The sequence below is a fragment of the Frisingicoccus caecimuris genome, assembly GCF_004340975.1.
Taxonomy (GTDB): Bacteria; Bacillota; Clostridia; order Lachnospirales; family Lachnospiraceae; genus Frisingicoccus; species Frisingicoccus caecimuris.
In genome coordinates this window covers 80,080-100,551 of the sequence record NZ_SLXA01000001.1, presented here as the reverse complement: position 1 = coordinate 100,551, position 20,472 = coordinate 80,080, and the positions used below count along the sequence as shown (strand labels likewise).

Annotated in this window: 20 protein-coding genes; all 20 read left to right on the top strand. The window is 44.2% G+C overall.

The window, feature by feature from the left end:
- Positions 1 to 37 precede the first annotated feature (37 nt).
- The 20 genes from spoIVA (at position 38) to EV212_RS00435 (ending at position 20,457) form a co-directional block, all read left to right on the top strand.
- Positions 38 to 1,513 (top strand): stage IV sporulation protein A, encoded by a 1,476-nt coding sequence (spoIVA, locus tag EV212_RS00530; RefSeq protein WP_132087268.1) that lies wholly within the window; start codon positions 38 to 40, stop codon positions 1,511 to 1,513.
- A 134-nt stretch (positions 1,514 to 1,647) separates the two neighbouring features.
- Positions 1,648 to 2,124, top strand: a complete 477-nt coding sequence (rnhA, locus tag EV212_RS00525) for a ribonuclease HI (protein WP_132088258.1) — start codon at positions 1,648 to 1,650, stop codon at positions 2,122 to 2,124.
- A 16-nt stretch (positions 2,125 to 2,140) separates the two neighbouring features.
- Positions 2,141 to 3,550 carry an RsmB/NOP family class I SAM-dependent RNA methyltransferase gene (locus EV212_RS00520; protein ID WP_132087265.1) on the top strand — a complete coding sequence of 470 codons (1,410 nt, stop codon included), beginning with the start codon at positions 2,141 to 2,143 and terminating at the stop codon, positions 3,548 to 3,550.
- A 1-nt stretch (position 3,551) separates the two neighbouring features.
- On the top strand, positions 3,552 to 4,262 hold the full coding sequence (locus tag EV212_RS00515; protein WP_132087262.1) for a pseudouridine synthase: 711 nt from the start codon (positions 3,552 to 3,554) through the stop codon (positions 4,260 to 4,262).
- The gene (locus EV212_RS00510) at positions 4,252 to 4,896 is read left to right on the top strand and encodes an HAD family hydrolase (protein WP_132087258.1); all 645 of its coding nucleotides are present in this window, start codon (positions 4,252 to 4,254) and stop codon (positions 4,894 to 4,896) included. The genes EV212_RS00515 and EV212_RS00510 overlap by 11 nt, the downstream gene beginning before the upstream one ends.
- Positions 4,893 to 6,770, top strand: a complete 1,878-nt coding sequence (locus EV212_RS00505) for a YgiQ family radical SAM protein (protein WP_132087255.1) — start codon at positions 4,893 to 4,895, stop codon at positions 6,768 to 6,770. The genes EV212_RS00510 and EV212_RS00505 overlap by 4 nt, the downstream gene beginning before the upstream one ends.
- A 9-nt stretch (positions 6,771 to 6,779) precedes the next feature.
- Entirely contained in the window at positions 6,780 to 7,361 is a 582-nt protein-coding gene (locus tag EV212_RS00500) for a hypothetical protein (protein WP_132087252.1), read from the top strand.
- An 11-nt stretch (positions 7,362 to 7,372) separates the two neighbouring features.
- Positions 7,373 to 8,338: an RluA family pseudouridine synthase gene (locus tag EV212_RS00495; protein WP_132087249.1), complete on the top strand. Its 966-nt coding sequence runs from the start codon at positions 7,373 to 7,375 to the stop codon at positions 8,336 to 8,338.
- Positions 8,305 to 9,225 (top strand): epoxyqueuosine reductase, encoded by a 921-nt coding sequence (locus tag EV212_RS00490; RefSeq protein ID WP_132087247.1) that lies wholly within the window; start codon positions 8,305 to 8,307, stop codon positions 9,223 to 9,225. The genes EV212_RS00495 and EV212_RS00490 overlap by 34 nt, the downstream gene beginning before the upstream one ends.
- A 2-nt stretch (positions 9,226 to 9,227) precedes the next feature.
- The gene (locus tag EV212_RS00485; protein WP_132087244.1) at positions 9,228 to 9,758 is read left to right on the top strand and encodes a Holliday junction resolvase RecU; all 531 of its coding nucleotides are present in this window, start codon (positions 9,228 to 9,230) and stop codon (positions 9,756 to 9,758) included.
- A 102-nt stretch (positions 9,759 to 9,860) separates the two neighbouring features.
- A complete protein-coding gene (hisZ, locus tag EV212_RS00480) occupies positions 9,861 to 11,057 on the top strand; it encodes an ATP phosphoribosyltransferase regulatory subunit (RefSeq protein ID WP_132087242.1) in 1,197 nt (398 codons plus the stop codon).
- Positions 11,054 to 11,689, top strand: coding sequence for an ATP phosphoribosyltransferase (gene hisG / locus EV212_RS00475; protein ID WP_132087239.1), 636 nt, complete (start codon positions 11,054 to 11,056; stop codon positions 11,687 to 11,689). Before hisZ ends, hisG begins: the two co-directional genes overlap by 4 nt.
- A 69-nt stretch (positions 11,690 to 11,758) precedes the next feature.
- A complete protein-coding gene (gene hisD / locus EV212_RS00470; RefSeq protein WP_132087236.1) occupies positions 11,759 to 13,051 on the top strand; it encodes a histidinol dehydrogenase in 1,293 nt (430 codons plus the stop codon).
- 28 nt (positions 13,052 to 13,079) lie between these two features.
- Complete coding sequence (hisB, locus tag EV212_RS00465; RefSeq protein WP_132087233.1) at positions 13,080 to 13,670, top strand: imidazoleglycerol-phosphate dehydratase HisB; 591 nt, start codon at positions 13,080 to 13,082, stop codon at positions 13,668 to 13,670.
- A 27-nt stretch (positions 13,671 to 13,697) separates the two neighbouring features.
- The gene (locus EV212_RS00460; protein ID WP_132087230.1) at positions 13,698 to 14,432 is read left to right on the top strand and encodes a 1-(5-phosphoribosyl)-5-[(5-phosphoribosylamino)methylideneamino] imidazole-4-carboxamide isomerase; all 735 of its coding nucleotides are present in this window, start codon (positions 13,698 to 13,700) and stop codon (positions 14,430 to 14,432) included.
- The gene (hisIE, locus tag EV212_RS00455) at positions 14,416 to 15,669 is read left to right on the top strand and encodes a bifunctional phosphoribosyl-AMP cyclohydrolase/phosphoribosyl-ATP diphosphatase HisIE (protein WP_408609152.1); all 1,254 of its coding nucleotides are present in this window, start codon (positions 14,416 to 14,418) and stop codon (positions 15,667 to 15,669) included. The genes EV212_RS00460 and hisIE overlap by 17 nt, the downstream gene beginning before the upstream one ends.
- A 164-nt stretch (positions 15,670 to 15,833) precedes the next feature.
- On the top strand, positions 15,834 to 18,440 hold the full coding sequence (gene alaS, locus EV212_RS00450) for an alanine--tRNA ligase (RefSeq protein ID WP_243115434.1): 2,607 nt from the start codon (positions 15,834 to 15,836) through the stop codon (positions 18,438 to 18,440).
- A gap of 14 nt (positions 18,441 to 18,454) precedes the next feature.
- Positions 18,455 to 19,786 carry a CapA family protein gene (locus tag EV212_RS00445; RefSeq protein ID WP_132087225.1) on the top strand — a complete coding sequence of 444 codons (1,332 nt, stop codon included), beginning with the start codon at positions 18,455 to 18,457 and terminating at the stop codon, positions 19,784 to 19,786.
- Positions 19,787 to 19,899: 113 nt separating this feature from the next.
- Complete coding sequence (gene rpsU / locus EV212_RS00440; protein WP_008400815.1) at positions 19,900 to 20,076, top strand: 30S ribosomal protein S21; 177 nt, start codon at positions 19,900 to 19,902, stop codon at positions 20,074 to 20,076.
- Positions 20,077 to 20,193: 117 nt separating this feature from the next.
- Entirely contained in the window at positions 20,194 to 20,457 is a 264-nt protein-coding gene (locus EV212_RS00435; RefSeq protein ID WP_165873251.1) for a YabP/YqfC family sporulation protein, read from the top strand.
- The last annotated feature ends 15 nt before the right edge of the window (positions 20,458 to 20,472 follow it).

The window sequence follows — 20,472 nt, the reverse complement described above, 5'->3', positions numbered from 1 at the left end:
GCATATATTTATAGCAGTATATGTGAGGAGGTTTTTTATGGACCAGTTTAATCTGTATAAAGATATCCAGGCCAGGACCGGCGGGGAAATTTATCTTGGCATTGTTGGTCCGGTCCGGACCGGTAAATCGACCTTTATTAAACGGTTTATGGATATGATGGTAATTCCCAGAATTTCAGATGTACATAGCCGGGAACAAGCCAAAGATGAATTGCCCCAGAGCAGCGGCGGTACAGTGATCATGACATCCGAACCCAAATTTATTCCAAAGACAGCGGTGGAAATTCCCGTGGACGATCAGGTAAAGGTGAAAATCCGCTGTATTGACTGTGTGGGGTTTATGGTGGAGGGAGCCTCCGGCCATGAGGAAAACGGGGCAGAGCGGATGGTGATGACACCCTGGTTCAATGAGCCTGTCCCATTTACCCGCGCGGCGGAAATCGGCACTCAAAAAGTGATTCAGGAACATGCGACCATTGGGCTGGTGGTGACCACAGACGGAAGTTTTGGGGATATTCCAAGAAATCATTATGTACCTGCGGAGGAAAAGGCTGTCGGGGAACTGAAAAAAATCGGCAAGCCTTTTTTGATCCTCCTCAATTCCATAAAACCCTACTCAGAGGAGGCTCAGGAGCTCAGGCAATCTCTGGAAAATAAATATCAGGTACAGTGTGTGGCATTGAACTGTGACCAGCTGCGTAAACAGGATGTCGATATGATGATGCAGTCTTTGCTCTATGAATTTCCGGTGGCGGACATAGAGTTTTTTCTTCCGAGATGGCTGGATGTGCTTCCGAAAACCCATGAGCTGAAAGGGCAGATTATTGAAATGCTGAAAGAATTGATCGGAAATACCCGATCGATGCGGGATTTTCGAAAGAACGAGGAATTATTTCAGCAGCCCTGGTTGAAAAAGTATTACGTAGAACAGATGGATATGTCCAGCGGCCGTATTAAAGTTCATATGGACCTGGATATGAAATTTTATTACGCAATGCTTTCAGAACTGATCGGAAGTGAAGTTCAGGGGGAATATGAGTTTTATCGGATGATTAAAGAGCTGGCGGATAAGAGGGATGAATTTGGGAAGGTTGCTCAGGCGGTTGCGGCTGTTAAGGGCCAGGGGTATGGAATGGTAACGCCAAAAGCCGAGGAGGTCACTTTTGAAGAACCGGAATTGATTCGCCATGGCAGTAAATACGGGGTGAATATTAAAGCCCACGCGCCTTCTATCCATATGATTCAGGCAACGATCGAGACGGAAATCGCACCGATCGTCGGCACTCAGGAGCAGGCGGAAGATTTAATACGCTATATCCGGGCCAACAGCCGGGAAAGCCAGGGTGAAATGTGGAATACTCTGATCTTTGGTAAATCGGTCGGCCAATTGGTGGAAGAAGGAATTCAGACAAAGGTGGCGCGGATGACAGATGCCAGTCAGACGAAATTACAGGAAACGCTCCAGAAGATTATTAATGACAGTAATGGCGGCGTTATTTTTGTTATCATATAAAATCGGTGGGGGATTATTTGCAGATGCAGATAGTCCCTTTTTCTATGGTGGGACAGTTGCCTTTCTCCTTTAATAATGTTAATATAAACTATGTACGCCCTGAAATATGACCTGGAATGAGGTGAATGAGCATGATGAAGGTGATGATGTATACGGACGGCTCTGCACGGGGAAATCCTGATGGTCCCGGCGGATACGGAACGATTTTAGAATATATAGATACAAAGGGACAGCTTCATGTGAAAGAGTTGTCGCAGGGATATGTAAAAACGACGAATAACCGTATGGAAATGATGGCGGCCATCGTAGGTTTTGAAGCGTTGAACCGGTCATGTCAGGTGGACGTTTTTTCTGATTCCCAGTACCTGATCAATGCGTTTAATAAGCACTGGATTGAAGGATGGATAAAAAAAGGCTGGAAACGAGGAAAGAATGAGCCTGTAAAAAATGTGGATTTGTGGAAGCGTCTTTTAAAGGCGGCTGGACCGCATCAAGTGACCTGGAACTGGGTCAAAGGTCATGACGGCCATCTCCAGAATGAACGATGTGATGCCCTGGCTACGACAGCAGCCGACAGCGATGATTTGATTGAAGATGTGATAACAGAGTAATGAGGGATGAAATAGCATGAAAAAATCATTAAAGGAACAACTGCCGGAGAGATTTGCTGAAAGAATGGAAAGGCTGCTCAATGATGAATATCCGGTGTTTTTAAATAGTTATGATGAGAATATCTATGCCGGGCTGCGTATGAATACATTGAAGATAACGCCGGAGGAATATTTAAAAATGACAGATCAGGCATTAGAATCGGTGACCTGGTGTCCGACGGGTTTTTACTATAATGGAAGCAGAGAATATTCTAAAAATCCCCTTTATCACGCCGGACTTTATTATATCCAGGAACCAAGTGCCATGTTCCCGGCCCAGGTACTTCCTGTAGAAGCAGGCGATCATATATTGGATCTGTGTGCCGCGCCGGGAGGAAAAAGCACAGCTCTGGCTGCAAAGCTGCGGGGAACGGGTCTTCTTGTTTCCAATGATATCAGTGCATCCAGAGCAAAGGCATTGCTTAAAAATATTGAATCCAGCGGTATACGCAACAGCATTGTCCTGACAGAGGACCCGAAACATCTGGCAGGTCCTTTTGAGGAATATTTTGATAAAATACTCATTGACGCACCATGTTCTGGCGAAGGAATGTTTCGCAAAGAACCGTCTATGATGCGGGCCTGGGAAAAGAATGGACCGGATTTCTTTTCAAAACTTCAACGCGAAATTGTCGACTGTGGTGTTCGGATGTTAAAACCCGGCGGGATGATGGTCTATTCGACCTGTACCTTTTCAGTGGAGGAGAATGAAGGAACGTTAAAATATATCTTAGACAATTATCCGGAGATGCATGTGATTCCGATTGAACAGAAGGGGGAGGGCCTGATGCCAGCCCATCCGGAATGGGTAGACGGGCCGGAAGAGATTCGATATGCGAGACGACTCTGGCCACACTATGTAAAGGGTGAAGGACATTTTACTGCACTGCTCAGGAAGGATGGGGCAGAGGATGGAGACAAGGGATTAAGTAAAATGCGGCTGTCGGATGAGTCTAAAGGTATGAGGGAACTGCCGGAGGAATTTGTTCAATTCTTAAAGGACGGGGATATTCGTCTGGATTTTGATCCGGCCCGACTGATTTTACAGGGAGATCACTTGAGTTATCTTCCGGAAAATGCGCCGCCCCTTGGAAAACTGCGCCGAATGCGGACCGGTTGGTATCTGGGAGATATTAAGAAAAAACGATTTGAACCGTCCGGCTTTTTTGCCCGGGCACTGAGACCTTTTGAATGTGGTCATTGGATTGATCTGGAATTATCCGATGCCCGTGTCATAAAATATTTAAAATGTGAAACGCTGGAAGTATCTTCTGAACTGCCAAACGGATGGTATATTGTCGGTGTTTGCGGATATTCTCTCGGATGGGGGAAGGTATCCGGTGGAACCTTAAAGAATAAATATCCTTCGGGATGGCGGTGGCAGTGAGATGAGATTGGATAAATATCTGACAGAAATGGGTATGGGCAGCCGAAGTGAAGTGAAACTGGGCATTCGCAAAGGCTTTGCAAAAGTCAATGATGAGATAGTGATTCGCCCGGAATTCAAGGTGTCCAATAAGGATTTTGTATTCTGGAAAGGCACACCGGTAACCTATGTTGAATATGAATACATTATGCTGAACAAACCGGCAGGTGTCGTTTCTGCTACGGAGGACGCCAGAGAGAAAACCGTCATTGAGCTCATCCGGGACCGACGCCGGAAAGACCTGTTTCCGGTAGGACGGCTGGATAAGGATACGGAAGGGCTGCTCTTGCTGACAAACGACGGAAAGCTGGCCCACAAATTATTATCGCCGCGTCATCATGTGGCAAAAAATTATTATGCCAGAGTGAAAGGAATAATGACAGAAGAGGATGTTGCTCTTTTTGCCGAAGGTCTCCATGTAGATGAAGAACTGACCGCCTTACCGGCAGAATTGAAAATTCTTAAGCTTCATCCGGAAGGCATATCAGAGATTCAATTAAAAATTTTTGAAGGAAAGTTTCATCAGGTCAAACGCATGGTTCAGGCGGTAGGCAAAGAGGTCATTTACCTTAAACGTCTTTCCATGGGAAGCCTTGTGCTGGATGAAACGCTGAAACCCGGAGAATATCGTCTATTAACAACCAATGAACTGGAGGAACTGTATGCTGAATGATATTAAAGCTGTTCTGTTCGATCTGGACGGAACGTTGGTGGAATCCATGTCCATGTGGGGCGACATTGATGTGGATTATTTGAAGAAATTCCATATACCGGTGCCGGAGGGACTGCAGAAGGCCATCGAAGGTCTGAGCATGTATCAGACGGCTGTTTACTTTAAAGAAAATTTCGCCATCGAAGACAGTCTGGAAGAAATTATGGATGAATGGAACCGAATGGCCTACGAAAAATATACGACAGAAATCCCGTTAAAACCCGGTGCAAGAGCCTTTTTGAATGGGTTAAAAGATAAAAATATTCCCTGTGGCATTGCTACAAGTAATTCGCGGATACTGACCGAGGCAATCTTAAAAAGCCATCAGGTGGAAAATTATTTTTCGGTAATGGTGACTGGCGACGAGATCACAAATGGCAAACCGGACCCGGAGGTTTATCTGGAAGCAGCAAAAAAAATGGGTGTTGCACCGGAACACTGTCTTGTTTTTGAGGATATTCCCTTTGGAATCATAGCCGGAAAACGGGCAGGGATGACGGTATGCGCTGTCGAAGATGCTTATTCAATGAAGGATATGGAAGAAAAAATCCGGCTTGCGGATTTTTATATAAAGAGTTATGAGGAACTATTATGATTAAAGACTTTTTACCGGTTTGCAGAGCAGATATGGAAGCCCGGGGATGGGACAGCGTAGATTTTGTTTATGTGATCGGAGATGCCTATGTGGATCATCCGTCCTTTGGTCATGCCATCATCAGCAGGATTCTGGAAGCCAATAATTACCGGGTGGGAATCATCTCTCAGCCGGACTGGAAAAACAAAAAAAGTATTGATATTTATGGCAGACCAAGGCTTGGATTTATTATCAGTGCGGGAAATATGGACTCTATGGTCAATCACTATACGGTATCAAAAAAACGTCGGCATAATGACGCTTTTACGCCGGGTGGCGTCTATGGGAAACGTCCCGATTATGCCACGGTGGTTTATGGAAATCTGATTCGACAGACATATAAGGATATTCCTGTCATTATTGGCGGCATTGAGGCGAGCCTGAGACGTCTGGCCCATTATGATTATTGGAGCGATACGGTCAAACGTTCCATTCTCCTGGATTCAGGCGCTGACCTTTTACTCTACGGTATGGGTGAACGTTCGATCGTGGAAGTGGCAGATGCTCTGGACAGCGGTCTGGATATCCGGGACATTACATTTGTGCCGGGCTCTGTCTACAAGACAAAATCGCTGGATTCCGTCTATGATGCTATCCAACTCCCTTCTTTTAAGGATATTACAGAGAATAAACGAAAATATGCGGAAAGCTTTTATACTCAGTACATTAATACGGATCCTTTCAGTGGTCAGCGTATGGTGGAAAGTTATGGGGAACATCTCTATGTCGTTCAGAATCCGGCGGCAAAACCGTTGACAACGGGGGAAATGGACCGGGTTTACGGCTTGAATTATATGCGGACCTATCATCCGTCTTACGAAGCGGCCGGTGGTGTCCCAGCCATTGAAGAGGTTAAATTCAGTCTGGTGAGTAATCGGGGTTGTTTCGGTGGCTGCAGTTTCTGTGCCCTGACCTTTCATCAGGGAAGAATTATTCAGACCCGCAGCCATGAATCCATTATTAATGAAGCGAAGGCATTTACCTGGGACCCGGATTTTAAAGGCTATATTCATGATGTGGGCGGACCGACGGCCAATTTCCGCCATCCATCCTGTGAAAAGCAGTTGAAAAAGGGCGTCTGCAAAAATAAGCAGTGCCTCTTTCCTGAACCATGTAAAAATCTTCATGTGGATCACCAGGATTATCTTGAACTGCTCCGCAAACTCCGGGCACTTCCGGGCGTTAAAAAAGTGTTCATACGTTCCGGTATCCGTTTTGATTATGTGAATGCAGACCCGGACCCGACATTTTTAAGAGAATTATGTGAGTACCACGTGAGCGGTCAGTTAAAGGTGGCGCCGGAGCATGTGGCAGACCCGGTATTGAAACGGATGGGAAAACCGGGGAATCGGGTTTACCGGAAGTTTGTTCAGGATTATAAGAACATGAACGAAAAACTTGGTAAGAAACAATATCTCGTGCCTTATCTCATGTCTTCGCATCCCGGTTCTACGATGAAGGAAGCCATTGCCCTGGCCGAATATCTGAGGGATTTGGGATATATGCCGGAGCAGGTTCAGGATTTTTATCCGACCCCGGCAACCCTGTCGACCTGCATGTCTTACACTGGACTCGATCCCAGGACGATGGAGCCGGTTTATGTTCCGAAAAATCCTCATGAGAAAGCCATGCAGCGGGCGTTGATTCAGTATCGCAATCCAAAGAATTATGATCTGGTAAGAGAAGCTCTGGAAACGGCTCATCGGACCGACCTGATCGGATTTGATAAAAAATGTCTGATTCGTCCGAGACGTGGCGAGCAGGTAAAGACACAAGAACGTAGACAGACGAAAAAGAGAACCATACGAAATGTACATAAGAAGAAAAAGAAATAAGGTGAAAATATGGGAGAAACCAAACTGGTAAAGGGAAATTACGGATATATTGACGATTGGAAACGTACAAAGCTGATCACAATTATCCTGTGGGCTGTTTTTATCGTGGCGATGATCCTGATTCCAATGGTGATTCTGGATACAAAGTACAATGCCTTTACTGTGGCAGCCATTGTTATGGTACTTCCGGCAGCCAGACAGGCGGTCCAGTATATATCAATGGCAGGTTTTCACAGCGGCAGTCGGGAAGAATATGAAAAAATCGCCTCTTATGTGGAGGGAAAAAGCTGGATGGTACTGGCAGCAGATATGGTACTGGCCAGTGAAAGCGGTCACATGGTGTTCAACATGATCGTTATCTGTAACGGCAATATTTACGGTTATGCACCAAAGCAAAAAAAGAGCCGGGAAGCTATAGAGGCTTATCTGACGAATCTTTTAATGGAAACAGATGTCACCCATAAGAAACCCGTCGTTCACGAAAACTTTGATGAATTCGAAGAAATGATCATGATGCTGTCGGCCAATGAGCCGTCCGCTCCGATGGAAGCAGGCAGCATATTTGCAGGTCTGAAGGCAAATTGTATATAAAAGAGGAAAATATGCAGAAATTTATTGTGACGCCCAACGAGGCAGGCCAGCGGCTGGACAAGCTGTTGTTTAAATATTTAAATCTGGCACCTAAAAGCTTTATCTATAAAATGCTCCGAAAAAAAAATATAACTTTGAATCACAAAAAATGTGATGGATCAGAAAAAATCTTTGTCGGTGATGAGATCAGCTTCTGGCTGGCAGATGAGACGATTGACAAGTTCCGGGAGACAAAACGCTTTGCCCGTGTACCGAAACATTTTAAGGTGGTTTTTGAAGATGACGATATTCTGGCTGTCAATAAGCCGGCCGGTCTTTTATCCCAGAAGGCGAAACCGGAGGATATTTCGGTCAATGAAGAAGCTATCAGCTATCTGCTTGACCATCAGGTGATTACGGAAAAATCACTGGAAGTTTTCAAACCTTCCGTCTGTCATCGGCTGGACCGAAATACAAGTGGTCTGTTGATCGTTGGAAAAAGCCTCTCGGGATTACAGCATATGTCGGTCTTATTAAAAGACCGGACTGTGGAAAAGTATTATCTCTGTCTCGTGGAGGGCGTTGTGAAAACACCGGAACATATTCAGGGATATCTTATAAAAGACGAGCAGACCAATAAGGTAAGCATATCCGGACAGCCTGTCAGTGGAGGGCATCATATAGAAAACTTTTATGAACCTGTCGGAAACAATGGAAAATACACGCTGTTAAAGGTAGAACTGATCACAGGCCGAACCCATCAGATTCGTGCCCATCTTGCTTCTGTCAGCCACAGTATTGTAGGGGATGGAAAATATGGTTCGGAAACGGTAAACGACTATTTTCGCCGGAATTATCATTTAAAGCACCAGCTGCTTCATTCCTGGCGGATGGTGTTCGATGAAAGAAAGCTGACAGCGCCGCTCTGGCCTGAGTTTGAACGGATTCTCAAGGAGGAACAGCTGTGGTCGATTTATACAGACTTGCAGAAGAACTGAATATTGATGATATTGCGGTCTGTCATGCAGAAAAATTCAACAGTGTGGAACAGCTTTTGAAAAAGGATGTGGAACTTGGAATCCTGCCGCCCTTTGTTGAAACAGATATACACAGGCGGGTCTGCCCGGAAGAAACCCTGGCCAGAGCGAAGAGTTTTATTGTTATTTTAGAACATTACGAACCGTCGGTGTATAAAGTTCGAGAAGGATTGTACGGGAATATTTCTCCGGCAGCCAGTGGCGAGGATTACCATCGGATTGTACGCAGAAAACTGTCTGGATTGATGTCTGCTCTGGAAGCAGCCGACCCGGATGGAAGGCGGCTGGCCTATGTGGATAATTCGCCTTTTTCGGAAAAGCATGTGGCCATCCGGGCCGGTCTTGGACGGTTGATGCGAAACGGTCTGTTTTATTCGAGAAAATTTGGCTCCAGGTGCTATATTGGTTTGATCCTCAGTGACCGTCCGGCAGATTTTTATGGACTGCCTTTTCGGCGGGATGATGAAGATCCATGGTTTGAGCGGTGCCGGACATGCTCGGCATGTCAGAAATTTTGTCCCGGAAAAGCGATCACTGAAGCGGGGATGAACAGCTATCGCTGCGTGTCATATCTGACCCAAAAAAAGGAACCCCTCAGCCCGGAGGAGGAAAGGATAATGGGACGGCAGATTTACGGCTGCGACGTCTGTCAGAACGTCTGCCCTCTCAATCGGCCGACCGTTCCGGCGGGGTATACGACGGGAACCGAAGTTTCTCTGGAAGAACTTCTGACGATGAGCAATAAACAATTTAAAATGCATTATCAGGCAACCGCCGCCGGATGGCGGGGAAAAAAGCAGCTTCAAAAAAATGCAGAGATTGTATTAAAAAATATAATGGAGAGATGATTATGGCGACATGGAATTCCAGAGGCCTTCGCGGGTCTGAGCTGGAAGAGATGATTAATCTGACCAATGAAAAATACAGGGAAAAGAAACTGGCTCTGATTCAGAAAATTCCGACGCCGATCAAACCTATTCAGATTGATAAGGCGACCCGACACATAACCCTGGCCTATTTTGATCAGCGCAGTACGGTAGATTATATCGGAACCGTGCAGGGCATTCCGGTTTGTTTTGATGCCAAGGAATGCCGTTCCAGAACATTTCCTATTCAAAATGTTCATGAACATCAGGTACTATTTATGCAGGACTTTGAAGACCAGGGCGGGATAGCCTTTTTGTTGATTTATTTTTCAGGCGAAAACCGCTATTTTTATCTGCCTTTCAGCCAGTTGGTAGATTTTTGGAACCGTTCCAGAACAGGACATGCAAAAAGCTTTCATATGGAAGAACTGGATAGGAATTTTGAAATAAAATGTCACGGATATTACCTGAATTATCTGCCGGCCATTCAGGCAGATTTAAACCACAGGACTTGACAAGAGGGATTCCTGTGATATAATTAATGAAAATTCTGTGTGCTAATTTAGTAGCACGTTGATTTGATAAAGCAAAATATGGATGAAATGGGGCTATAAGAAATGAAAGAGAGACGTATTCATACACCGGAGGGGGTACGGGATATTTATAACGGGGAGTGTGCCCGAAAAAATCATTTATCCGACCGGATGAAAGATATTTTAAAATCCTATGGATACAGAGATATTCAGACGCCTACCTTCGAATTTTTCGATATTTTTAATCAGGATAAAGGGTCATTGCCATCGAATCAGATGTACAAATTTTTCGACAGAGAAGGAAATACCCTTGTTCTTCGGCCAGATATCACACCGTCCATTGCCCGGGCAGTCAGCAAATATTTTAGTGAAGAGAATTTTTCAATGCGATTTTCTTATACAGGAAATATTTTTATTAATAACTCCAGCCTGCAGGGACGTATGAAGGAATCCACTCAGATGGGTGCTGAGTTGATCGGGGATGACAGTATTGATGCAGATGCTGAGATGATCGCCCTGGCGATTCATCTGCTTTTGGCGGCTGGCTTGACTGAGTTTCAGATTGATGTGGGGCATGTGGGATTTTTTAAAGGTTTGATCGAAGAGGCCGGAATGGATGAAGAAAAGACCCAGGAGCTCAGAGAGTTGATTGAGAATAAAAACTTTTTTGGTGTGGAAGCTATGACGGATAATCCGGCACTGATCCGGCTGCCGAAATTGTTTGGCTCTCAGGATATTTTAAAAGAGGCCAAACGGCTGACTTCGAATATGAAAGCATTGGTGGCAATTACCCGTCTGGAACGGCTCTATGAGATTATTGGCGAATATGGGCTTCAAAAATATGTTACCTTTGACCTGGGAATGCTGACCCAATATGATTATTATACCGGGGTTATTTTCAGAGGCTATACCTATGGTACCGGTGATGCGGTGGTCAAAGGCGGAAGATATGATACACTTTTGCAGAAATTTGGTAAAGATGCGGCATCCGTAGGTCTGGCTGTTGCGGTGGATGAACTTCTCATTGCCCTCAGCCGTCAGAAAATTGATGTGGATGAAGGAGAACCAGTGACGATGATTCTGTATTCGGGGAGCAAGCATTCTGAGGCCTTAAAAAAAGCAAAAGAACTTCGTGAAAAAGGCGGCTGCGTTCAAATGAACCGAATGGATTCAGAACAGCAATTAGAGGATTATATGGCCTATGCAAAACGTTTTCATATTGCCGACATTCTCTATTTTAATCCGACAGGGGAAATGAAAATTTTGGAGGTGCAGCCATGAGATATCTGACATTTGCGTTGGCCAAAGGCCGGCTGGCGAAGAAGACACTGACCTATCTGGAGAAGATGGGGATTGAAATGGAAGAGATGAAGGATCCGGATACCCGGAAGCTTATTTTTGTCAATGAAGATTTAAGAATCAAGATGTTTTTATCGAAGGCTTCCGATGTGCCGACCTATGTAGAATATGGTGCGGCAGATATCGGTGTTGTTGGGAAGGACACGATTCTTGAAGAGGGACGAAAGCTCTATGAGGTTATGGATCTGGGATTTGGCAAATGTACAATGTGTGTCTGTGGTCCGGAAAGTGCCCGAGAACTTTTACAGCATCAACAGCTGATTCGTGTGGCGTCAAAATATCCGAATATTGCGAAGGATTATTTTAACAATATCAAGCATCAGACCGTGGAGGTCATTAAGCTGCACGGTTCGGTAGAGCTGGCTCCGATCGTCGGACTTGCCGAAGTGATCGTTGATATTGTTGAAACGGGAACCACATTAAAAGAAAATGGGCTGATGGTCTTAGAAGAAATATGTCCATTGTCAGCCCGGGTGGTGGTCAACCAGGTAAGTATGAAAATGGAAAACGAGCGGATTACCGGAATTTTGAATGCACTGAAAAAAGTAATGTGAAATATTTAACATCATTTTACATATAAAGAAAAATCTGGTATATTAAAAGAAGAAACCAGGAGGTTTATAATGAGAAAGATAAAATTGACGAAGGACGCAGTGGACGGCCTTTTGGATAATTTATTAAAAAGGAGCCCCAATAATTATGGGCAGTATACAGACGCAGTAAATGAAATCGTCGAAACCGTAAAAAAAGACGGTGATGCGGCTGTATTTGAATATACGAAAAAGTTTGATGGTGCGGATATAACGCCAGAAAACTTTATTGTATCTGATGCGGAGATTGAGGAAGCCTATGCAGTCGTTTCAGCGGATGTACTGGAAGTTATTCGAAAGGCTATTGTCAATATTCGTACATATCATGAGAAACAGAAACAATACAGCTGGTTTGATTCTCAACCAAATGGAACGATTCTCGGTCAGAAGGTGACGCCGCTTACACGGGTTGGTGTTTATGTTCCGGGCGGAAAAGCTGCCTATCCATCTTCTGTACTTATGAATATTCTTCCAGCCAAGGTGGCTGGTGTTGAACAGATTGTCATGGTCACACCTCCGGGAAAGGATGGAAAAGTCAATCCAGGGACTTTAGTGGCGGCAAAAGAGGCGGGAGCCGATGTGGTCTATAAAGTCGGCGGAGCTCAGGCTATTGCAGCGTTGGCTTTTGGTACCGAATCCATTCCAAAGGTGGATAAGATCGTAGGGCCGGGTAATATTTTTGTTGCTCTGGCGAAAAAAGCAGTTTACGGTTATGTGAGCATTGATTCCATTGCAGGACCGAGCGAGATTCTTGTTATCGCTGATGAAACAGCCAATCCGCGTTACGTAGCAGCAGACCTGCTTTCACAGGCAGAGCATGACGAACTGGCTTCGGCCATCCTTGTGACGACAAGTGAATCGCTGGCAGATCAGGTATCTGAGGAAGTGGATGCCTTTGTGAAAAAACTTTCCAGAAGAACGATTCTGGAAAAATCTCTTGAAAATTATGGTTACATTTTAATTGCTGAAGATTTAAACGGGGCGGTAGATATTGCCAATGCGATTGCTTCAGAGCATTTGGAGATCGTGACTAAGAATCCATTTGAAGTGATGACGCAGATTAAGAATGCTGGAGCCATTTTCCTTGGAGAGTACAGTTCGGAACCTTTGGGAGACTATTTTGCCGGACCTAATCATGTACTCCCGACGAATGGCACCGCCAAGTTTTTCTCACCTCTGAGTGTGGATGACTTTATAAAGAAATCCAGTATTATTTACTATTCCAGACAGGCTCTGGAACCGGTAAAGGATGAGATCATCAAATTTGCTGAATCCGAATCACTGACAGCACATGCCAATTCCATTCGGGTTCGCTTTGAAAAATAAAACACAATGATTGAAGGGGGTAAGGCAGATGGACATCCGAAAAGCTGAAGTTTCCAGGAAAACAGGTGAGACAGAAATTGAAATTTGCATATGTCTGGACGGCACAGGAAAATGTGAGGCAGATACAGGTATAGGATTTTTTGACCATATGCTGAACAGTTTTGCACGGCATGGCCTGTTTGACCTGTATGTCAGGGTACACGGAGACCTGGAGGTGGACAGTCATCATACCATTGAGGATACGGGTATTGTTCTGGGTGAGGCAATAAAAAAAGCGCTTGGTGATAAAAAAGGAATCAAACGCTTTGGTTATTTTATTCTTCCGATGGACGAGACGCTTGTTCTTGCATCCTTGGATCTGTCCGGCCGGCCTTATCTCAATTTTCAGATTCCTCTGACCGTGGAACGGGTCGGAACGATGGATACGGAAATGGTACGGGAATTTTTCTATGCCATATCCTACAGCTGTGGTATGAATCTGCATTTAAAGCTGATGGATGGCGTCAATAATCATCATATCATCGAGGCGGCGTTTAAGGCTTTTGCAAAAGCGTTAGACGAAGCGGTATCTTATGATGCAAGAATTACAGACGTTTTATCGACAAAAGGGTCACTTTAAACGAATTTTATAATAAAAGGTGGTTTTATGCAGTTATACGCAGGTATTCACATTTCCGACGGGAAATCCGTCAATCCGAATGATCTACATTATCTGAGAAATAATATTTTGACTTTGGACCCGGTAAAGCTGGCGTTACATTGGCAGGAAATGGGAGCTACCTATCTTCATATTGTTGATTTGGATGCAGCGTCTATGGGATACCCGGTCAATGAGGAAACCATTAAAGACATTTTAGATGTAGTACATATTCCGGTGCAATATGGCGGCGGACTGCGTTCAATTAAAGACATTGATTCTTTCTTAAATATGGGCGCTTCCCGAGTGATCATTGGTACCCAGGCCATATATAGTCCGAATTTTTTAAAAGAAGCCCTTCAGATTTTCGGACCGGAAAAGATTCTTGTCGGTATCGATGCGGACCAGGGAATGGTCGTTATTGAAGGCAGGGGAAAAGTCAGCAATTTTAATTCACTGACATTGGCTCAACAAGTTGAGAAGCTGGGTGTTCGAACTGTTGTTTATACAGACATTGTCTGTGCCAATCAGGTTAAGGGACCGGATATTATCAACACAAAAGAGTTAATCGACCATACCCATTTGGATATTATATATTCGGGCGGTATTGCTTCCCTGCAGGATTTGAAAAATATGAGGAATGCGGGAGTCGGTGGCGTGATGATCGGTGCTGCATTATATACAAATAAAATTAAATTAAAAGAAGCAGTAATGCTTTATGAACGAGGTGAACAAGTTGAATGATAAACAAATCATAGGATGTATACGGATAGATAGAGAACCGGTGGCGGCTGATCAGATCATCCAGATGGAAAACAACGGAACCGACGGCGTTCTCCTGATCGACGATTCAATGCCAGTGGATGAAGAAAAGTTGATTAAATTGATTAAATCGGTCAGCGAAAAATCGGATATTCCGTTGCTGGTCAAACGTCATTATCAGCGTTTGGAAGATGTGAAAAAAATTCTCTATGCCGGAGATACCCGGGTAGTCATGGATGTGGTTTTAGCGGCAGATTTTCATCTGATGGTGGAAGCCAGTGAGCGTTTTGGAAAGGATAAGATTCTCGCCTGGATACCTGAAAGCCAGCCGGTGACAGATGCTCTGGCCAGCGCTGTTCAACAGAATGGGGCCAGCGCCTGTGTCGTTGAAAACAGGGATACGGAACTTTTTACGACTTATCATCTTCCGGTACTTCCGGTGCGGAATATGACCGACGCAAAAGAAATCACGGCTGTATTAAAGCCTGACGGCGTCCGTGGAATTATTTCTGAAAAATTCTATACGGATCCTATGGATTTGATGAGTTTAAAGTATGAATTGGGAAGTATGGGTATTGCCACAAACCGGTTTGAGAGCCAGATTCCTTTCAGTGAATTTAAATTAAACAGTGACGGACTGATTCCGGTCGTTACTCAGGAATATAAAACAGGCAAAGTCCTCATGGTTGCCTATATGAATGAAGAAGCCTTTAATGAGACCATACGAAGCGGTCGGATGACCTACTGGAGCCGGAGCCGTCAGGAGCTTTGGAAAAAAGGAGATACTTCCGGTCATTATCAGTATGTGAAATCCCTGGATATTGATTGTGATAAGGACACGATCCTGGCAAAGGTTGTCCAGATTGGTGCTGCCTGTCATACAGGTAATGAAAGCTGTTTCTTTACAAATCTGATATCCAGGTCCTACGATACGACGAATCCGATGACGATTTTTGATGAAGTCATGGCGACGATCATTCATCGGAAGGAAAATCCAAAGGAAGGTTCTTATACAAATTATCTTTTTGATAAGGGGATCGACAAGATTCTAAAAAAAGTCGGGGAGGAAGCGACAGAAATTGTTATTGCCGCTAAAAACCCGGACAGTGACGAGCTGAAATACGAAATCTGTGATTTTCTCTATCATATGATGGTGCTTATGGCCGAACGCGGGGTGACCTGGAAAGAAATTACAAAAGAACTGGCGGGCCGGCATTAAGAAAATCGAGAAATACTATTTACAAAGAATCTAAATAATTTTATAATAGAAAACTGGCAGAGTTTATTTTTGCTGGTTTTCTTTTTATTGCGAAAAGAATTGAATGAATATACAGGAGGCTGAAACAGGTGAGAAAACAGTATGGTTTGAATGAATTGAGAAGTATGTTTCTCAATTTCTTTGAAAGTAAGGGGCATTTAAAGATGAACAGTTTTTCTTTAATCCCTCATAATGACAACAGTTTATTATTAATTAATTCGGGCATGGCTCCATTAAAGCCTTATTTTACCCGTCAGGAGATTCCTCCGCGCTATCGGGTGACAACTTGTCAGAAATGTATCCGTACCGGCGATATCGAAAATGTTGGCAAGACGGATCGTCATGGAACATTTTTTGAAATGCTCGGTAACTTCTCTTTTGGAGATTATTTCAAGCACGAAGCCATCGCCTGGTCCTGGGAATTTTTGACTCAGGTCGTAGGTCTTGAGGAGGACCGGCTTTATCCATCCGTTTATCAGGACGATGATGAAGCTTTTGAGATATGGAATAAGGAGATCGGTATTGCGCCGGAACGAATTTTCCGTTTTGGCAAAGAAGATAATTTCTGGGAACATGGTGCCGGACCTTGTGGCCCATGTTCTGAAATCTATTATGACCGCGGCGAAAAATACGGCTGTGGGAAACCAGGTTGTACGGTAGGCTGTGACTGCGACCGTTATATGGAAATCTGGAACAACGTATTTACCCAGTTCAACAACGATGGACATGGTAATTATTCCACACTGGAATATAAAAATATTGATACAGGTATGGGGCTGGAACGACTGGCTTCGGTTGTTCAGGATGTGGATTCCATCTTTGATGTGGATACGTTAAAGGCTCTTCGTGAAGAAGTTTGTCGTCTGGCAAATTGTACTTATAAAGAAGATGCAGACAAGGATGTTTCGATCCGTCTGATCACGGATCATATTCGTTCTGTAACCTTTATGGTTTCTGACGGCATTATGCCATCGAATGAGGGCAGGGGATATGTCCTCCGCCGTTTGCTTCGCCGTGCGGCAAGACATGGACGTCTTCTCGGCATTGAGGGCAATTTCCTTTCCGGCTTAAGCCGTAAGGTGATCGAAGTATCCAGGGACGGTTATCCGGAATTGGAAGAACGTCAGGAATTTATCACCCGGGTAATTACCGAGGAAGAAGAGAAGTTTAACAAAACAATTGATCAGGGGCTTAATATTCTGGCGGAGATGAAAGAAGCGCTTATCGCCAAAGGAGAAAAAATTCTTTCAGGCAACGATGCTTTTAAATTATATGATACCTACGGATTTCCGATGGATCTGACAGAAGAAATTCTGGAAGAAGACGGCATCACCATTGACGAAGAAGGTTTCCAGGCGGCTATGACAGAACAGAAAGAAAAAGCTCGTAAAGCCCGAAAAACAACCAACTATATGGGTGCGGATGTGACAGTATACCAGTCCATTGACGCGGCTGTTACTTCGGAGTTTGTCGGCTATGATTATCTGACCTGCGAGTCACCAATCACCGTGCTGACAACAGAAAGTGAAGTGGTGGAGGCACTCGTTGACGGACAACAGGGGACAATCTTCACGGAACAGACACCGTTCTATGCGACCAGCGGTGGTCAGGAAGGGGATAATGGTATTATTTCCATTGGAGACAATGTCTTTGAGGTAAAAGATACGATAAAACTCCAGGGCGGCAAGATTGGTCATGTGGGCGTAGTTACTTCTGGTATGTTTAAAGTGGGCGACAAGGTCACATTGTCAGTTGATGAAGCGAAACGGAATGCGACCCGAAAGAATCACAGTGCGACCCATCTGCTTCAGAAGGCTTTGAAAATTGTCCTCGGCAATCATGTAGAGCAGGCCGGTTCCAGCAATAATGATAAACATCTTCGTTTTGACTTTACCCATTTTTCCGCAATGACTCCGGAAGAGATTCAGCAGGTAGAGAATATTGTCAATGAAGAAATCAGTGCGGGACTTCCTGTACTGACAAAGGTCATGAATATCGAAGATGCCAAAAAGACAGGCGCCATGGCCTTATTCGGAGAGAAATATGGCGACAATGTCCGCGTTGTCTCTATGGGAGATTTTTCAAAGGAATTGTGCGGCGGTACGCATGTTGCCAATACAGCAAATATCGCTTTGTTTAAAATCATCTCTGAAACCGGCGTTGCAGCAGGTGTACGCCGTATTGAAGCACTGACGGGTCAGGGGGTTATTGATTATTATAATAAAGTGGAGGCAGAACTCAATGCGGCTGTTTCAGCAGCGAAATGCGAGCCTTCTCAACTTGTAAAACGTATCGAAGGACTTCAGGATGAAATCAAAGAATTGCAGCGAGAAAATGATAAACTGAAAAATCAGATGGCAAAGGATGCCATGGGCGATGTGATGGACAAGGTTGTGGAAGTTGGCGGAGTGAAGCTTCTTGCCGTGAAACTGGATAATGTAGATATGAACGGTCTGCGCAATCTGGGCGATCAGTTAAAAGCGAAGCTTGGTGAAGGCGTTATCGCCCTTGCTTCAGCCGTAGACGGCAAGGTCAATCTGATCACTATGGCGACTGATGGAGCTATGGCAAAGGGCGCACACGCTGGGAATCTGATCAAAGCCATTGCCGGACATGTCGGCGGCGGCGGCGGTGGACGTCCGAATATGGCTCAGGCCGGAGGAAAGAATCCGCAGGGTATCGATGCAGCTCTGGAAGAGGCTAAAAACATTCTTGAATCCCAGATTCATTAAGTTGGAGAAAAGACATGAAAGATGTAAAACGACTTCTTTATGTAGTTGTATGTGCAGTTTTCTTTATAGGACTTTATATACTTTCAGATTTTTATGCCGGTGAGGCGGTCGGAAAATATGCCAGTGAGATCAGTTCCGGAAACAGTAAATTAACCTCAAATGAAAAGGTTACGATGGACAGTCTTTCTCTGGAAAATCAAGTTGGAAATTATGTTTCCACCGTCAGCCGGCAGGAAATCCGGCTTTCCTTCTTAGGGGATATCACTTTTGAAGGAGACCAGTTGGATCGTTATTATGATTCTTCAACTGAAAGCTTTGATTTTACGAACAGCTTTCGATATATTACTAAATATTTAAAAGCTTCTAATTATGTGGCGGCTGATTTTGAAGGTGTCATGGATGGACCGGATGAGAATTATGAAGACGTCTATGACCAGTATGGTACGGCGGGATTTCTTTACAATATCCCTGAGGTTGCGGCAGAAAATATGAAAGCTGCCGGAATTTCCCTTCTTCAGACAGCCAATGAACACTCCGGTGATTTTGGTATTGACGGTGTAAAATCCACCCTGTCCCATTTAGACAGCGCCGGCATTAAATCTGTGGGAACACAGAAATCTTCCAATGACAAACGTTATACCATTGCTTCGGTCAACAGTCTTAAAATCGGATTTGTTGCCTACACCAATGATCTGAATGCGGAGCTGGATGAAGAAGATGCTTATGCGATCAATTCGCTGGATAATTATGATGAAAGCAAGATTCAGCAGATGTGCAATGATGTACGGGCAGCCCGCCGGGACGGTGCCGAATTTATCGTTGCAATGGTCTATGCGGGAGATGCCTATAATACGGAGCCGGATGAGAATCAGAAGGCATTGTTTAATCATTTGTTTGAGGCCGGTGCGGATATTGTGATCGGCACAGAACCTTATGCGTTGCAGCCGATAGAAATCCGCGATCTGACAGATACGAATGGAACATCAAAGAAGGGTGTGGCCATTTATTCTCTTGGAACCTTCCTCGGAAGTGAGACTTATGGCAGCGCCGGTATTGATAATGATATCGGAGCAATTTTCGATGTCATCATAGATAAAGAAGGCAATAAAAAGGCCAGAATTTCCGGAATTCGTTTAACACCGACATGTATTACCTATACAGAAGATGATGTTTTCGTCCTTCCAGCGGCAGAAGTAAAAAATAACAAGGACAATTTCTCGGATGTGACCGATGAAACCGTACTGGAACGCGTGAAAGCGGCCTGTGATGAAATTATCCCGGGCCTTTTAGAGGGGACTGGTCTGACAGGACAGTATTCAGAAAATACATATGTGGTAAATTTTTAAAAATTAGGTTGACGAATTTGGAATATATGCTATACTACTTGTAGTGCTATGTGAAAATATACCCACAGTTGTATAGGCACAATACGCAACTGGAGGGAGGTAAGGTGTGAGCTATGTCAAACGTAATCGTTAAAGAAAACGAAACATTGGACAGTGCTTTACGCAGATTCAAAAGAAACTGTGCAAAGGCTGGTATTCAGCAGGAAATTCGTAAGAGAGAGCATTACGAAAAACCAAGTGTTAGACGTAAGAAAAAGTCAGAGGCTGCTAGAAAGCGCAAATATAAATAATCTTCGGATACCTGGATATAAAAAGCTATAACGTATGTTATAGCTTTTTTCAATATGTGTAGGGGGTATATAAACATCTGAAGCTGCATAGAATGTAGAAAAAAACGGAGTGTCACCTTGTTTGCGGATTGGCTGCAGGATCATCAGATTGTACCTGAAGAACTGAGTGCGGATGTCCCCGTTTTATATGCACTTGGGCAGAACGAAATAAAGATTCAGAATTATAAAAAAATTATCCAATACAGTCCAAAAGAAATGGTACTCCTTTTGAAAAGTCAGCGGCTTGTCGTCCAGGGGGATCATTTGGATATCAATTATTTCAATGCGGATGAAATCTGCATTCGGGGACATATTGTTTCGATAACCTATCAAGGTGGATGAAAGCAGGTGCTGTAA

Excerpts from the sequence above, each read along its gene's own strand:
- EV212_RS00485 (WP_132087244.1), top strand. The coding sequence starts at position 9,228 with ATGGCGACATGGAATTCCAGAGGCCTTCGCGGGTCTGAGCTGGAAGAG.
- EV212_RS00505 (WP_132087255.1), top strand. The coding sequence starts at position 4,893 with ATGATTAAAGACTTTTTACCGGTTTGCAGAGCAGATATGGAAGCCCGG.
- hisB (WP_132087233.1), top strand. The coding sequence starts at position 13,080 with ATGGACATCCGAAAAGCTGAAGTTTCCAGGAAAACAGGTGAGACAGAA.
- EV212_RS00515 (WP_132087262.1), top strand. The coding sequence starts at position 3,552 with ATGAGATTGGATAAATATCTGACAGAAATGGGTATGGGCAGCCGAAGT.
- hisG (WP_132087239.1), top strand. The coding sequence starts at position 11,054 with ATGAGATATCTGACATTTGCGTTGGCCAAAGGCCGGCTGGCGAAGAAG.
- EV212_RS00500 (WP_132087252.1), top strand. The coding sequence starts at position 6,780 with ATGGGAGAAACCAAACTGGTAAAGGGAAATTACGGATATATTGACGAT.
- EV212_RS00520 (WP_132087265.1), top strand. The coding sequence starts at position 2,141 with ATGAAAAAATCATTAAAGGAACAACTGCCGGAGAGATTTGCTGAAAGA.
- alaS (WP_243115434.1), top strand. The coding sequence starts at position 15,834 with ATGTTTCTCAATTTCTTTGAAAGTAAGGGGCATTTAAAGATGAACAGT.
- hisZ (WP_132087242.1), top strand. The coding sequence starts at position 9,861 with ATGAAAGAGAGACGTATTCATACACCGGAGGGGGTACGGGATATTTAT.
- rnhA (WP_132088258.1), top strand. The coding sequence starts at position 1,648 with ATGAAGGTGATGATGTATACGGACGGCTCTGCACGGGGAAATCCTGAT.
- EV212_RS00445 (WP_132087225.1), top strand. The coding sequence starts at position 18,455 with ATGAAAGATGTAAAACGACTTCTTTATGTAGTTGTATGTGCAGTTTTC.
- spoIVA (WP_132087268.1), top strand. The coding sequence starts at position 38 with ATGGACCAGTTTAATCTGTATAAAGATATCCAGGCCAGGACCGGCGGG.
- hisD (WP_132087236.1), top strand. The coding sequence starts at position 11,759 with ATGAGAAAGATAAAATTGACGAAGGACGCAGTGGACGGCCTTTTGGAT.
- EV212_RS00495 (WP_132087249.1), top strand. The coding sequence starts at position 7,373 with ATGCAGAAATTTATTGTGACGCCCAACGAGGCAGGCCAGCGGCTGGAC.
- rpsU (WP_008400815.1), top strand. The coding sequence starts at position 19,900 with ATGTCAAACGTAATCGTTAAAGAAAACGAAACATTGGACAGTGCTTTA.
- EV212_RS00460 (WP_132087230.1), top strand. The coding sequence starts at position 13,698 with ATGCAGTTATACGCAGGTATTCACATTTCCGACGGGAAATCCGTCAAT.
- EV212_RS00510 (WP_132087258.1), top strand. The coding sequence starts at position 4,252 with ATGCTGAATGATATTAAAGCTGTTCTGTTCGATCTGGACGGAACGTTG.